Raw genomic sequence first — 14929 nt, 5'->3', positions numbered from 1 at the left:
TACGACAGGAGTCATATCTAGTACCCAAATACGAAAAAGCCCAACAGGACGTTGGGCTTTTTTTATGCTCATTTAAAAATGATGTTGAAGCTAACCTATAACGGACTATGAACCTGTTCCTGCTTTTTATGGCGGATCCAACGCACCACCCAAATAACCGCTATCAGCACCACTATTGCAACAAGCGCAGGCACTAACATCGCTGAAACCGAAAGTAAGATTGCCCCAATCCACTCTCCTGTCGCAACGACAAAATTACCTAAGCCACCCGTGGTTGCAGTTGAAACACCGCGTGCAGCGACTGTACTCATTTGCACCACACCAGCCGTACCACCGCCCACAATAATCGCTGCCGCCCAACTGGCAAACTGAGACATTTCTCCACTACTCACCGCCATTGTCGCTAATGTACCAGCGATCATCGCCGCAGGGGTTGCGACTGTGTCTAAGGCATTATCCACCCACGGAATATAATAGGCTGCAATTTCACATACCGTTGCCACGCTTAAAGCCAAACACACCGATGGCAGAGCTAACCACTCAAAACCTTTCGATGGCTCAAACCATCCCATCATGGTGGCAATGCTCATGACCAGTAGCGGCACAAACACACGAAAACCGCAGGCTGCGCTTAAACCCACACCAATACATAAACCCAATATTGTTTCCATAACGGTTTCCTTTTCATGCCCATCACGGGTCTTGTTATGTAAGTCTTATTTTTAAACTAACAAAAAGCCCCATCGGGTGACAGGGCTTTTTGTTAAATGCGAACGCAAATATTATTTCATTCTTAACGTTTAAATTGCGTGCAGTAGCATTTTGTGCAAGGTGGTAAAGGGTCGGTATTAATTTCTAAAAACACTCTATGTCCGCACTGAGCACAGAAGTAGAAGCCTGTTCCGGGTTTTTCGCCAGCTGTTACCATGATTACATTCCTATAATCGTATATATATTAAACAGGAATATAACCCACTTAAAGTGAATGTCAATTGTCCATTTCGCCCGATGAAGATGGCATAAATGCAAAAAATGTTATTTGTACGATTTATCTTACAAACTTTTAGGGATTTTGCGGATTGGCTACCCTCTGCTTTTTTTCTAATATGAACTCATACAGGAACAGGATGTTCCGGAACATAAAACAACAATAATAGGTTCATACACCAGGAGCGTGAGATGCGACAGGAGTCATATCTAGCAACCAAATACGAAAAAGCCCGACAGGATGTCGGGCTTTTTTTAATTAGTAAAATTATAGATATTTAATTTATCGATAATTTTATGGATATAGCTACTATTACTCATCCGCAACACTAGCTGATGGCTTAGGTATTGCATTAATATCTATCATTTTTAAATTAGATAATCCGCTATTTTGAGTTAGTTTTAAGAAGTCTTCCCATCGTTGATCTGATATTTCTATATTATGAATAACTAAATAAATGCCTTTTTGAGATTTTTCAGCTCTTTGATAAATGGGTAATTGAGACTCAAATCCCTTTTTAAGTTTACTATTAGAGGTAAGTTTTACTTCAACTAAAACTTTCGTATTGGCTCCATTACTAAATTTAAAATCTACTGGCCCCCTACCTGCATCAGATTCAGGACTAATATCTATATTATTTGCTACACAATAAGCATTAGCTATACCAAAAAATAGAAGTTGTGCAGCTGATTCTGGCTTTTTCTTTCCATCTTTATCGTAAAGTAATTTACACAACTGATTGTCTTCAATTAATACTTTAAAATGTTCACATATTTTCTCTACTATCCCGTAAATATCGTCAAGCGTTGGTTGTTTAGATAATTTTAAGGATAAGGGATACTCTTTTGCATAATTTTTTGAAGCTTCATACCAAACAGTTTCTCCTTTTGGATCATCAAAATAATTATAATATTGTGGTGGTTGATTCCTATAAGCCTCTAAAATTTCTTTTAAAAACTCAGGATCATCGACTATCGCTTTTCTAATATGACCTTTTTGCTCTTTGACTGTTATTTTTTTAAATGAACCTTCTATAACAGAATTCAAATATCTCCGTAATTCATCATTATGTTTACAAATCCAATCGATATCCATAAAACTATCAGCAATTGGGAGATCCCTCAGAAATTCTTTAGGAACAAGAATTACTGGTTTATCATTTAATATATTTTTAGGTAATTTTTTTGCTCCATAGTTCTTAGAAAATTTTAATTCCACTAGAGAAATATTTAATTCTGAACAAATACGTTGGGTATAAGCAATAAGATCATCAATTAATATATTTGAAATTAGATCACTTATTAAATCTGGACCAATACCATCTTGAAATCCACCGATTAATTCAAAAATCATAGGATCATCAGTTCCAGCATCTAAAATTTGTTTTAAATTCCTTAATATTTCTAATTTTTTTATTTTTCCAATTCCACCTCCTCCATCATTATCTTTCCCATATCCAATTGATAATCCATTAATCTCACTTGACTTAAAATTCTTAAACGCCTGATTCCAAAAGATATCATCTTCTTTTTGGCTAGCTTTTAACAATGTTAGAATACTTTCAAAATATTTTTCTATTTTACTACCGGCCGTTTGAAACTCTGGAATTTTTGTATTTTTCACTAACAGAGGATCAATAAATAATCTAGTATCTATACCTAAGATTGGATCTAAGGCACCCAATGCATCATATACTTTGAACTCAATTTTATAAGAATCTGAAAAACTAATTGTCATTTTATTTCCGAATATAAAAAACCCCATCATCAAGATAGAGCTTTTTTTAAACAATATCAATTACGAAAAAACTCGACAGAATGTCGAGTTTTTTTATTTTTCTATTATTAAATATATTGTTAATTTTTTAACAAAATTTAATTCCACTATATTGATTAATAACTGCTACTCCTAAGAAAAATGCTGTGAAAAAGAAGTAATAATTTTGAGAAACAATTTTAAGACCATACTTTCTAAAGTTGAAATATTTATTCTCAATTTCCTCTAGCTTAATTAATTCTCTATTTTTCCTATATTCTGTCATAGTACTTTCTTTAACTTCTTTTTTATACATTAAAATCAATTGCTTAAAAGACTTACCCTTCGAAAGCATCCACGCTTTGGATCTTGAAATATAATAAAAAAAGAATAGGGCTATTCCTATTAGTGCTAATAGCTTTATAAATTTGTACTCATTAGGAATTCCTATCCATCCTATTGTTGCAAGAAATAATCCTATACTATGTTCATTTAGATTTAGGAAATAATTATTTACAGCTAAAGTTAGCTCTTTATTTTTTCTAATAATCTCTCTACTCATTATATTTAACCTAAAAAATTTAAAATCTATGTCATACGTTATTCATACATCTTCTTAGTATATCTCATAATATAAGAATTTAGACCATCGCCATTTCTAGCCAGTTTCTTCATATCTTCAACTCGGCCCGCGCCTGCACTTCTATAACTATAAGTATAAATTTTAAAAGTCCTATCAAACTGCACTCTTATATATGTATCACCAATTTCATATGCGTGAATTCCAGAATCACCGTCTAAATCTAAATATCTTTCCACTATTACGCTCAATAAAAAACCCCATCATTAAGATAGGGCTTTTTTTGAACAATATCAATTATCCTTAACTAAAGTATCAAGCCACTTGGCCTTCTAAAAAGTCTTGTGCAAAACGCTGTAATACACCGCCCGCTTCATATACAGAAACTTCTTCTTCTGTATCTAAACGGCAAGTCACAGGTACTTCAAGAATCTCTTCTTTACCATCCGCTGTGGCACGTTCAATTACTAAAGTTAAAGTCGAACGCGGCGAAATATTACCAATTACGCTATAAAGCTCTGTACCATCTAGCTTTAAAGTCTTACGGTTTACACCCGGTTTAAACTCAAGTGGTAACACGCCCATACCCACCAAGTTAGTACGGTGAATACGCTCAAAACCTTCTGCCACAATCGCTTCAACACCTGCAAGGCGCACACCTTTCGCAGCCCAGTCACGGCTTGACCCCTGACCATAGTCAGCACCCGCGATAATAATTAATGGCTGTTTACGGTTCATGTAGGTTTCAATCGCTTCCCACATACGCATCACTTCGCCTTCTGGCTCTACACGCGCTTTTGAACCTTGCTTAATGGTGCCGTCTGAGCGAACCACCATTTCGTTATACAGTTTCGGGTTGGCAAATGTTGCACGTTGTGCAGTCAAGTGGTCACCACGGTGCGTTGCGTATGAGTTGAAGTCTTCTTCTGGTACGCCCATTTTGTGAAGGTATTCACCCGCAGCCGAGTCCATCAAAATCGCATTTGAAGGTGACAAGTGGTCGGTGGTGATGTTGTCACCCAAAATCGCAAGCGGACGCATGTTCGCCAAAGTACGTGGTGCAGCCAACGCCCCTTCCCAATATGGTGGACGGCGGATGTAAGTACTTTGTGGACGCCAGTCATAAAGCGGACTTTCGGCCTCTACGGTTACACCTAAGTCAAACATTGGAATGTAGACTTTACGGAACTGTTCAGGCTTCACAGCTTCTTTAACTAACGCATCAATTTCAGCGTCAGATGGCCAGATGTCTTTGAGGTAAATCGGGTTACCGTCTTTGTCATGACCCAAAGCATCTTTTTCGATGTCAAAACGAATCGTGCCCGCAATTGCATACGCTACAACAAGCGGTGGAGATGCCAAGAACGCTTGTTTTGCATATGGATGGATACGGCCATCGAAGTTACGGTTACCAGAGAGTACTGCTGTTGCGTACAAATCACGGTCAATAATTTCTTGTTGAATGACTGGATCTAACGCACCCGACATACCATTACACGTCGTACAAGCGTAAGCCACAATACCAAAACCAAGTTGCTCTAAGTCTTTTAGAACACCTGCTTCTTCAAGGTAAAGTGCAGCCGCTTTTGAACCCGGTGCAAATGATGATTTCACCCAAGGTTTACGAACTAAACCTAGCTCATTTGCCTTACGTGCCAACAAACCTGCAGCCACGGTGTTACGTGGGTTAGAAGTGTTGGTACATGAAGTAATGGCAGCAATAATGATTGCCCCATCTGGCATTAAGCCATCTGTACGGTTTTCAACAACACCTGCAATGCCTTTTTCTTTAAGATCGGCAGTTGAAACACGTGCATGTGGGTTTGATGGACCAGCAATGTTACGTGTGACTGTCGATAGGTCAAAACGTAGTACACGTGGGTACTCTGCTTTGGTCATTTCAGATGCCCAAAGGCCGATTTCTTTTGCGTACTGTTCAACCAATGCCACTTGAGCATCTTCACGGCCTGTTAGGCGTAAGTAGTCGATTGTGTTTTGGTCGATGTAGAACATCGCAGCCGTAGCGCCATATTCTGGTGTCATGTTCGAAATGGTTGCACGGTCGCCTACAGACATGCTGTCAGCGCCTTCACCAAAGAACTCAAGGTAAGCACCGACTACGCGCTCTTTACGCAAGAACTCAGTTAAAGCAAGTACGATATCTGTTGCTGTAATGCCTGCTTGACGCTGTCCTACAAACTCAACACCAATAATGTCTGGCAGACGCATCCAAGATGCACGGCCCAACATTACGTTTTCAGCTTCTAAGCCACCAACCCCCACAGAAATTACGCCCAAAGCGTCTGTATGTGGCGTGTGTGAGTCTGTACCTACGCAAGTGTCTGGGAATGCCACGCCATCACGCGCCTGAATCACCGGAGACATTTTCTCTAGGTTAATCTGGTGCATAATGCCGTTCCCCGCAGGGATTACATCGACATTTTTAAATGCTGTTTTAGTCCACTCAATAAAGTGGAAACGGTCTTCGTTACGGCGGTCTTCAACAGCACGGTTTTTTGCAAAAGCGTCTGGGTCAGCACCGCCATATTCCACTGCTAAAGAGTGGTCGACAATCAGCTGAGTCGGCACAACTGGGTTGACTTTAGATGGGTCACCGCCTTTATCAGCAATCGCATCACGTAAACCTGCAAGGTCAACCAATGCAGTTTGACCCAAGATGTCATGACACACCACGCGCGCAGGATACCAAGGAAAGTCCAAGTCCTGACGGCGTTCAATTAACTGCGTTAAATAGGCAGTTAAGTTCTCGGCATCGGCACGGCGTACCAATTGCTCTGCGAGTACTTTAGAGGTGTAAGGCAATTTTTCGTATGCGCCTGGCTGAATATCTTCAACGGCTTGACGCACGTCGTAATATTCAAGCTGGGTTCCTGCCAGCGGTTTACGGTATTTTGTGTTCATTAACCACGCTCCGCCAATGGTTTAAATTCGAGGTTTTCAGGGCCTGTGTAGTTCGCGCTTGGACGAATGATTTTGCCGTCTTGGCGTTGTTCAATCACGTGCGCTGACCAACCTGCTGTACGTGCAATTACGAACAATGGTGTGAACATGGCAGTTGGAACACCCATTAAGTGATAGCTCACTGCACTGAACCAGTCGAGGTTCGGGAACATGTTTTTCACTTCTTTCATCACTGCTTCTAAACGCTCAGCAATGAGGTACATTTTGGTGTTCTCTTGTGCATCTGCTAAGTCATGCGCAACTTTCTTGATCACTTCGTTACGTGGGTCAGAAACTGTATATACAGGGTGACCAAAACCAATCACGACTTCTTTATTTTCAACACGTTTGCGAATGTCTGCTTCTGCTTCGTCTGCGTTGTCGTAACGTTGTTGAATGACGAATGCAACTTCGTTTGCACCACCGTGTTTAGGTCCACGAAGCGCACCAATACCGCCTGTAATTGCCGAGTACATGTCAGAGCCTGTACCTGCAACCACACGTGATGTAAATGTAGAAGCGTTAAACTCGTGCTCAGCATACAAAATAAGCGATGTATGCATTGCTTGAATCCATTCTTCAGATGGTTTTTCGCCATGAAGTAAATGTAAGAAATGCGCTGCAATTGAGTCGTCATCAGTTTCAACTTCAATACGACGACCGTTGTTGCTGAAGTGGTACCAATAAAGCAGCATTGAGCCTAGGCTTGCCATTAATTTGTCAGCAATGTCTTTTGCGCCAGCTTCATTATGGTCTTCGTGTTCTGGCGTTAAACAACCTAGCACTGAAACACCTGTACGCATCACATCCATTGGGTGTGCAGACGGTGGTAATTGTTCAAGTGCAGTTTTAAGTGCTGCTGGTAAGCCACGAAGTGCTTTTAATTTTGCTTTATACGCTTTGAGTTCAGCTTTGTTTGGTAATTTGCCATGTACGAGCAAGTGGGCAACTTCTTCAAACTGGCTACCTGCTGCAAGGTCAAGAATGTCATAGCCACGATAGTGCAAGTCGTTACCGCTACGTCCTACGGTACAAAGTGCTGTGTTGCCTGCAACTTGTCCGCTAAGTGCAACTGATTTTTTTGGTTTGAAGCCTGTTGTTGTTTCATTTGAGCTCATAAGATTTTCCTTTCCTATCTATCTGAATTTATTTATTAAGCACGACAGAGTCGTACCATTTTCACTTCTTATTTCAGGATTAACCTTCGGTTCGACCTACTTTTGTTTTGGCAAAAGTAGGAAAACCATTGTCATCTGCAAAACTCGTCCACAACCATCGAATATCCTATCTATCGCAGAACCAATTTTAAAAAATATGGTCCTGCCTCAAACAGTTGCAGATGACGCCTCCGAGTATCAGATTCCAATTAATCAACTTTTTAATTTATTACTTCTTTTTAGCAAATGCGTTGTCTAAGTAGTCTTCAAACGCATAGTAGTTAATGCGTTCATATAATTCTTTACGCGTTTGCATAATATCAATCACGTTCTTTTGCGTGCCTTCTTTACGCAAGGTTTCATACACAGTTTCGGCTGCCTTGTTCATGGCACGGAAAGCAGAAAGCGGATAAAGCGCAAGGCTTACATCGGCAGATGCTAACTCTTCGGTAGTAAACAGTGGCGTAGAACCGAACTCTGTGATGTTTGCCAAAATTGGTGCACCAGTCTTCTGAGCAAATTGCTTGTACATATCAAGCTCAGTAATTGCTTCAGGGAATAACATGTCTGCACCCGCTTCAATGTAGGCACCCGCACGGTCAATTGCAGCTTGTAAACCATCTACTGCCAATGCATCGGTACGCGCCATAATCACGAAGCTGTCATCACCACGCGCATCGACCGCAGCTTTAATACGGTCAACCATTTCTTCTTGAGTCACAATGGCTTTGTTTGGACGGTGACCACAACGTTTTGCGCCCACTTGGTCTTCAATGTGCATTGCCGCAGCACCAAACTTGATAAGTGCTTTTGTAGTTCGGGCAATGTTAAATGCAGAAGCACCAAAGCCTGTGTCAGCATCGACTAATAATGGAAGATCACATACATCGGTAATACGGCGTACGTCTGTCAACACATCATCAAGGTTACTGATTCCCAAATCAGGTAAGCCTAAAGAACCAGCTGCTACACCACCACCTGATAAGTAAATCGCTTTATAACCTGCACGTTTTGCCAAAAGTGCATGATTGGCATTGATGGTTCCCACCACTTGTAATGGCTTTTCTTGGGCTACGGCATCGCGAAATAGCTGACCTGCGGATTGTTTAGCCATTGTTATGTTCTCCTTGTGCTTGTAGCAGTGTTTGCTCAATAATTTTGTAAGAAGCATTGATATGTCGATGCATGAGCAGCTCGGCAAGTTCACCATCGCCTTCTGCAATTGCATCTAAAATACGGATATGTTCGTCCCAAGCTTTGCTCGGTCGATCGGGTGTGTTTGAAAACTGAATTCGGTACATACGGATGAGGTGATAAAGCTCATCACATAGCATTTTTTCTAGGGTTTTATTGCCACTACTTTTGATAATGCAGTAGTGAAAATCGTCCTGCCCTTCTTGCAAGTAATATCCTTTACCTGCTTTAAAGTTTTCATCTTCAGCATGCATACGCAAAACATCACGTAGCGCCAAGATTTGCTTTTTATCAATATGCTGTGCCGCAAGTTTGCAAGCTAAACCTTCTAAAGACGCTCGAATCTGGTAAAGCTCTTTAAACTGTTGCAGTGAGAGCGAAACCACGCGCGCGCCCACATGAGCTGTGCGCTCAACCAAACGTTGCCCTTCAAGGCGATGAATCGCTTCACGCAATGGCCCACGGCTAATGCCATAAGTGCGTGCCAGTTCAGGCTCGGAAATCTTGCTACCTGCCGGAATTTGACCCAAAACAATCGCCGTCTGTATTTGTTTAAATACATTCTCGGTCAGTGTTCTTCCCTGACTTTGTAGTGGCTCTGGTGCGAAGGTCAAATCTTGCATATTGTCGACAATTTTTAATCAATTATGGCTTTTATAGCGGTATGAATGAAAAAAATCAAGGTGATTGTTGACACTTTACAGAACGCATCAGGTCAATTTTTATAGTATGACCTGTTATCTCACCTTATATTTACAGCATTACACCACTTACTAATTAATATATATAAAACAATTATTTACGGTTAATTTACCTATAGATTTATGGCACTTTTTTAGTTACTTTTCGACCGCTAATCTTTTGTTTCAAACTTTAGTCTACAACCAATGTATTACAGCAAGATTGTAGACAATCTGCTTGAATGAAAGCATGAGTTATAAATTAGTATCTATTTACCGTAATTTCTTTTAAATCTTTTTATCATTTTCATCCAGAAAATATCGATATTAGTGAAATTATCAGGTGCTTCACGGTAGCTTTATTGATACATTATTGAGCATCGACATAGTTGTGGCGTATTTTTCGAGACAGAAAAAACCCAGTACTATGCATATTGTTGAATGAAAGGACTTTTTTGATGTTTCAACATATCCCCCCATACGCAGGCGATCCAATCCTCTCTTTAATGGAACAGTTCAATGCTGATACTCGTTCTGGAAAAGTAAACTTGAGTATTGGTCTTTATTATAACGAAGACAGTATTGTTCCTCAGTTAGAGACCATTATTGAAGCGCAAAAGCGTATCGAGCCTAAAAACGGTAAAACCAAACTTTATTTGCCAATGGAAGGCTTCAAACCTTACCGTGAAGCAATTCAAGCACTTTTATTTGGTGCAAACAGCCCGGCAGTTAAAGCTGGACGTGCTGTAACCATCCAAACACTTGGTGGTTCAGGAGCATTAAAAGTTGGTGCGGATTTCTTAAAAGCTTATTTCCCAAATTCGGACGTTTGGGTAAGCCAACCAACTTGGGATAACCACGTTGCGATTTTCAATGGCGCTGGCATCAAAACTCATTTCTACCCATATTTCGACAACGAAACACGTGGTGTAGATTTTGACGGTATGCTTTCTACACTTAAAACTTTGCCTGAGCAAAGCATTGTGTTGTTGCACCCATGCTGCCATAACCCAACGGGTGCTGACTTAAACCCAGCGCAATGGGACCAAGTAATTGCAGTATTAAAAGACCGTAACCTTATTCCATTCCTAGACATCGCTTACCAAGGTTTTGGTGACGGCATGGAAGAAGATGCGTATGCAATCCGTGCTTTAGACCAAGCGGGCCTCAACTTCATTGTGAGCAACTCGTTCTCTAAAATCTTCTCTTTATATGGCGAGCGCGTTGGCGGCTTAACTTTCGTATGTGATGATGCAGAAGCTGCTCAGTGCACATTTGGTCAGTTAAAAGCGACTGTACGCCGTATTTACTCTAGCCCTCCTACAACAGGCGCTTGGTTAGTTGATGAAGTGTTAAATGACGCTGAACTTAACCAACAATGGCAAGGTGAAGTAAAAGAGATGCGTGAGCGTATTATTAAAATGCGTAGCATCTTGAAAGATGAACTTACTAAAGCATTACCAGACCGTGACTTTAGCTACCTTGTAAACCAAAAAGGTATGTTCAGCTACACAGGTTTAACTGCTGAGCAAGTTGATATCTTGCGTGAAGAATATGCAATCTACTTAGTACGTAGTGGCCGTATTTGTGTAGCAGGTTTAAACATGAACAATGTTTACACTGTTGCAAAAGCGATGGCTGAAGTGCTTGCTAAATCAGTAGAAGCAGCATAAGTCATCTATTAAAAAAGGCGCTTCGGCGCCTTTTTTTATGTCTCGATATTACGATTTAGCCTTGCCCCAATATTTCAGTTTTGAGGTATGTCCAATACCCACATTAAAGCTGTTGGTTGGGTCGAGTTTTTGGTAGAAATTGGCTAAGGCAGGTTTAGCAATGTAGAGATGCCCGACATTATGCTCTGCTGGATATTCAGCACGGCGCGCGTCCAACAACTTCCACATTTGATGTTCCATTTCTAATGGGTCATTGCCCTTTTTAAGAATATAGTCTTGATGGAACACATGACAAAAGAAATGCCCATAATAGAGTTTATGGATGATTTTCTTTTCCATCTCGTTTGGCAATTGCTCTACCCACTCACGGTCATTACGGCGTAACGCAATATCAAGCGCGACAATATCTTCAACTTCACTACGGTGCGTATCACGATAACGAATTGCCGCCCCCGCAATCGCAAAGCGGTGCAAGAACGCCTTTCGGCCTTCTTCTTCGCTACACACGAAATAGCTACCTGACGGATGCACTGCAAAATATTCTTTTAAAAACTGCTCGGTCTGTGCTTTTGAATTATTTTCGACACGTAAAACTAAATGGTGCTCATAACGATCTCGATATTCGGTCATACGCTTCGGCAAATGACTCGGTAAAAAGAAGGTGATCGCTTGTAAAATATGGTCTGTTAGGCCTTTAATTTTAAATCTTTCTAAAAAGCCATCGACTTTATCTTTCATCGCAAAAGCTTTTGGAACATTGGCTGTACCAAATTTCTCAATAAATAAGAATGTGTCTTTTCCGTACTTTTCACCAATCAGGTAAGCATCTCGGTGAATATATTCGCCTGCAATCGGTAGACTTGGCAGTGAGGTCAGTAAATAACGGCGAATCGCTGTTAAATCATCAGCATCATTAGTACCAATATAAAAGACATTACTTTCTACTTTTTCATAAGTATCAAGGCGTACCGCAAACACACAGACTTTACCTGCCGAACCCGAAGCCTCAAACAAACGTGACGGGTCTGCATTAAAACGAGCAGGCGTATCTTCATCAACTTGGGTCACATCGTGGGCATAGCGATGGTCAGACGCCTGTTTTTCGCTGTCATCTAAAATATCTACGGCTTGATATTGCTGCTTCTCTAAACGAGTCAAAATTTCTTCAGGAGTCGAACCTAAATTCACCCCTAAATGATTCACCAGCTCTAATTGACCAGTAGAGTTCACCTGAGCATATAACGCCAGTTCGGTATACGCAGGACCACGGCGCACCAAGGCACCGCCAGAGTTATTACACACACCGCCAAGTACCGATGCCCCAATACAAGATGAACCAATCACTGAATGCGGTTCACGGTCATAACCCTTTAAAATTTGCTCTAAATTATCTAAGGTCGCACCCGGTAAACAAATGACTTGCTTACCATCGTGAATGACTTGAATACCCTTTAATCGGCGTGTACTCATCACCAAAACAGGACGGTCATAATCATCGCCATAAGGGGTTGAACCACCAGTGAGGCCGGTGTTGGCCGCCTGCATAATCACAATACAGTTTGCCTCAATTGCAGCTTGGAGCACCTGCCATTGCTCTAGTAATGTACCCGGCACCACCACAGCAAGTACTTTCCCCTCCCCAAAACGACGTCCTTGACGGTACTGACGCGTGCTTTGGTCATCGGTCAAAACATAAGAACGCCCTACAATATTTTGTAAGCGTTCGATCACTGCTTTAGGAGAAAATGTTTGCATGATAGTTTCCTTTTGGTCATCTATTTATCAAATTAGACCAACACGACGGTCTCTTACCGTTTGTAATTTATAATTTAATTAGCCCATTCTCTAATGTGAATCAGCCCTATATTTACTATCGTGGTTGGCGGCAGGGATGCCGCCGTTTCGATGCGGTAGCAAGGACGTACCGTCATCGAAACTAAAGTTTTTGGTTACTTTTTTAAAAAGTAACGTCAATTAGCTACTTCTATTGAACTTTTTCCGATACGATTCCGTCGTGCCAATATCATCAAAGTTAATACGAAAATATTAGAGCTTCATCGCCTGTACTAAACAATCCGCATTAATATCTGAAATCGACTTAGCACCTGTGAGCGTCATCGCAACACGCATTTCTTTATCAATCAAATCAAGCAAGTTTGAAACTCCTTGCCCACCTGCTGCTGCCAAGGCATAAACAAATGCACGGCCAAGTAAAACCGTATCGGCACCGAGCGCCAACATACGCACCACATCTAGACCATTACGAATGCCTGAGTCAGCCAAAATCACCAAATCACCTTTGACGGCATCAGCAATTGCAGGCAATGCACGAGCAGACGACATCACGCCATCTAACTGACGACCACCATGATTCGACACCACAATGCCATCTGCACCAAAACGTACAGCATCTTTGGCATCTTCAGGATCTAAAATGCCCTTAATCACCATTGGGCCATCCCAAAATTCACGAATCCACTCAAGGTCTTTCCATGAAATGGATGGGTCGAAGTTCGAACCTAACCAACCAATATAGTCTTCAAGCCCAGTCGGTTTACCTAAATATTTAGAGATATTGCCCAAGTCGTGCGGACGACCCATTAAGCCGACATTCCACGACCAATGTGGATGGAACATAGACTGCATATAACGGCGCATCGCAGCATTTGGTCCACTCATACCCGAATGAGCATCACGGTAGCGCGCACCCGGCACAGGCATATCTACGGTAAATACCAGTGTTGAGCAGCCTGCTGCTTTTGCACGTTCCAAAGCATTACGCATAAAACCACGGTCGCGTAGCACATAAAGCTGGAACCACATAGGACGGTTAATTGCAGGTGCAACTTCTTCAATCGGACACACTGAAACCGTTGAAAGCGTAAATGGAATACCTTTTTTATCGGCTGCCATCGCGGCCTGCACTTCACCACGACGTGCATACATACCTGTTAAACCCACAGGTGCCAATGCAACTGGCATCGACAGCGTTTCATTAAACAGTTTTGTCTCTAAACTTAACGCTGACATGTCGTTGAGCACACGTTGACGCAATGCAATTTCTGACAAATCTTGTACGTTACGCTTTAAGGTATATTCCGAATACGCTCCACCATCAATGTAGTGAAATAAAAATGGAGGTAAGCGACGTTGTGCCGCAGCACGATAATCATTGCCAGAAGATATAATCATTTTGAATCAACTCTATTTAAACGATTTGCACGTTTCTGGCGAGCTTCGTCTTCATCCAGAGAACGCACATGATTAATCACAAATTCAATATGACCGCAGACAGCTTGGCGTGCGGCCTCGGGATCTTTACGATCAATAGCATCCATCACCTGAAAATGCTGCTCACTCAGCAAGTCACCATTTACGGGGTCGTTATAAACTTTCTTACGTCCTAACAAGACGTTATATTGCAGCAAATCAAACAGGCTACGCATCATTTGAATCAGCACTACATTGTGTGATGCTTCAGCAATCGCCAAGTGGAACTCAGCATCTGCCACCGCGGCCTGAGCTGAGTCACCCGCATTTTGGTGACGACTAATTTCATTGAAAAAATGACGGATTTTGGCGCGATCTTCAGGCGTTGAACGTAATGCGGCATACCATGCCGTGCCGCCCTCAAGCAATAACCGCGCCTCTTGCACATCAAAACGGTACAGCGGATCTTCTTCAATCAGGTTACTAATCGGGTTCACAATCAGTTGCTGTGGCCACTGTTCAGGTAACTGCTGAATATAAGTCCCATCGCCGCGGCGACTAATCAGTACACCTTGACTATTGAGCTGTTGAATTGCTTCACGCAAAGACGGACGAGAAACCCCTAAGCTAGTTGCAAGCTGGCGCTCGGCAGGCAAACGATCACCTTTTTTCATGTGACGTTCTTCAATTAATGCCTGCAATTTCATGACCACTTGATCGGAGATTCTCAT

13 protein-coding genes and 1 pseudogene are annotated in these 14929 nt (G+C 41.6%); 2 read left to right on the top strand and 12 right to left on the bottom strand.

Annotation, left to right across the window (positions count from 1 at the left end):
- Positions 1-95: 95 nt before the first annotated feature.
- From ACINWC141_RS02160 to ACINWC141_RS02125, 9 genes are all read right to left on the bottom strand, one after another.
- Positions 96-671, bottom strand: a complete 576-nt coding sequence (locus ACINWC141_RS02160) for a DUF4126 domain-containing protein (RefSeq protein ID WP_009387499.1) — start codon at positions 669-671, stop codon at positions 96-98.
- Positions 672-793: 122 nt separating this feature from the next.
- Entirely contained in the window at positions 794-928 is a 135-nt protein-coding gene (locus ACINWC141_RS20340) for a zinc ribbon-containing protein (RefSeq protein ID WP_001983336.1), read from the bottom strand.
- A gap of 372 nt (positions 929-1300) precedes the next feature.
- Positions 1301-2725: a DUF8370 family protein gene (locus tag ACINWC141_RS02155; RefSeq protein WP_009387673.1), complete on the bottom strand. Its 1425-nt coding sequence runs from the start codon at positions 2723-2725 to the stop codon at positions 1301-1303.
- A gap of 127 nt (positions 2726-2852) precedes the next feature.
- Entirely contained in the window at positions 2853-3305 is a 453-nt protein-coding gene (locus tag ACINWC141_RS02150) for a hypothetical protein (RefSeq protein WP_034677351.1), read from the bottom strand.
- Positions 3306-3343: 38 nt separating this feature from the next.
- Positions 3344-3562, bottom strand: coding sequence for a hypothetical protein (locus ACINWC141_RS02145; protein WP_034677348.1), 219 nt, complete (start codon positions 3560-3562; stop codon positions 3344-3346).
- A 76-nt stretch (positions 3563-3638) separates the two neighbouring features.
- Positions 3639-6245: a Fe/S-dependent 2-methylisocitrate dehydratase AcnD gene (acnD, locus tag ACINWC141_RS02140; protein ID WP_009387669.1), complete on the bottom strand. Its 2607-nt coding sequence runs from the start codon at positions 6243-6245 to the stop codon at positions 3639-3641.
- Positions 6245-7402, bottom strand: coding sequence for a bifunctional 2-methylcitrate synthase/citrate synthase (prpC, locus tag ACINWC141_RS02135; RefSeq protein WP_009387398.1), 1158 nt, complete (start codon positions 7400-7402; stop codon positions 6245-6247). The genes acnD and prpC overlap by 1 nt, the downstream gene beginning before the upstream one ends.
- Positions 7403-7670: 268 nt before the next feature.
- Entirely contained in the window at positions 7671-8555 is an 885-nt protein-coding gene (gene prpB / locus ACINWC141_RS02130; protein ID WP_005071840.1) for a methylisocitrate lyase, read from the bottom strand.
- A complete protein-coding gene (locus tag ACINWC141_RS02125; protein WP_001153627.1) occupies positions 8548-9258 on the bottom strand; it encodes a GntR family transcriptional regulator in 711 nt (236 codons plus the stop codon). The genes prpB and ACINWC141_RS02125 overlap by 8 nt, the downstream gene beginning before the upstream one ends.
- Before the next feature lie 45 nt (positions 9259-9303).
- On the opposite strand from ACINWC141_RS02125, the pseudogene ACINWC141_RS19235 reads away from it, so the two are divergent.
- Positions 9304-9444: pseudogene (locus ACINWC141_RS19235) on the top strand (hypothetical protein).
- 329 nt (positions 9445-9773) lie between these two features.
- Entirely contained in the window at positions 9774-10988 is a 1215-nt protein-coding gene (locus tag ACINWC141_RS02120) for an amino acid aminotransferase (RefSeq protein ID WP_009387414.1), read from the top strand.
- A 48-nt stretch (positions 10989-11036) separates the two neighbouring features.
- On the opposite strand, the gene dld is transcribed toward ACINWC141_RS02120, so the two are convergent.
- From dld to lldR, 3 genes are all read right to left on the bottom strand, one after another.
- A complete protein-coding gene (gene dld, locus ACINWC141_RS02115; RefSeq protein WP_009387671.1) occupies positions 11037-12743 on the bottom strand; it encodes a D-lactate dehydrogenase in 1707 nt (568 codons plus the stop codon).
- A 291-nt stretch (positions 12744-13034) separates the two neighbouring features.
- Positions 13035-14180, bottom strand: a complete 1146-nt coding sequence (gene lldD, locus ACINWC141_RS02110) for an FMN-dependent L-lactate dehydrogenase LldD (RefSeq protein WP_009387705.1) — start codon at positions 14178-14180, stop codon at positions 13035-13037.
- Positions 14177-14929, bottom strand: a complete 753-nt coding sequence (gene lldR, locus ACINWC141_RS02105) for a transcriptional regulator LldR (RefSeq protein WP_009387351.1) — start codon at positions 14927-14929, stop codon at positions 14177-14179. The genes lldD and lldR overlap by 4 nt, the downstream gene beginning before the upstream one ends.

It is taken from the genome of Acinetobacter sp. WC-141, from assembly GCF_000313935.1.
Lineage (GTDB): Bacteria > Pseudomonadota > Gammaproteobacteria > Pseudomonadales > Moraxellaceae > Acinetobacter.
This window is presented reverse-complemented; position numbering and strand designations above follow the sequence as displayed.

Coding starts and splice junctions, on each gene's coding strand:
- ACINWC141_RS02120 (WP_009387414.1), top strand. CDS start 9,774: ATGTTTCAACATATCCCCCCATACGCAGGCGATCCAATCCTCTCTTTA.
- acnD (WP_009387669.1), bottom strand. CDS start 6,245: ATGAACACAAAATACCGTAAACCGCTGGCAGGAACCCAGCTTGAATAT.
- prpB (WP_005071840.1), bottom strand. CDS start 8,555: ATGGCTAAACAATCCGCAGGTCAGCTATTTCGCGATGCCGTAGCCCAA.
- ACINWC141_RS20340 (WP_001983336.1), bottom strand. CDS start 928: ATGGTAACAGCTGGCGAAAAACCCGGAACAGGCTTCTACTTCTGTGCT.
- ACINWC141_RS02125 (WP_001153627.1), bottom strand. CDS start 9,258: ATGCAAGATTTGACCTTCGCACCAGAGCCACTACAAAGTCAGGGAAGA.
- lldD (WP_009387705.1), bottom strand. CDS start 14,180: ATGATTATATCTTCTGGCAATGATTATCGTGCTGCGGCACAACGTCGC.
- dld (WP_009387671.1), bottom strand. CDS start 12,743: ATGCAAACATTTTCTCCTAAAGCAGTGATCGAACGCTTACAAAATATT.
- ACINWC141_RS02150 (WP_034677351.1), bottom strand. CDS start 3,305: ATGAGTAGAGAGATTATTAGAAAAAATAAAGAGCTAACTTTAGCTGTA.
- lldR (WP_009387351.1), bottom strand. CDS start 14,929: ATGAGAATCTCCGATCAAGTGGTCATGAAATTGCAGGCATTAATTGAA.
- prpC (WP_009387398.1), bottom strand. CDS start 7,402: ATGAGCTCAAATGAAACAACAACAGGCTTCAAACCAAAAAAATCAGTT.
- ACINWC141_RS02155 (WP_009387673.1), bottom strand. CDS start 2,725: ATGACAATTAGTTTTTCAGATTCTTATAAAATTGAGTTCAAAGTATAT.
- ACINWC141_RS02160 (WP_009387499.1), bottom strand. CDS start 671: ATGGAAACAATATTGGGTTTATGTATTGGTGTGGGTTTAAGCGCAGCC.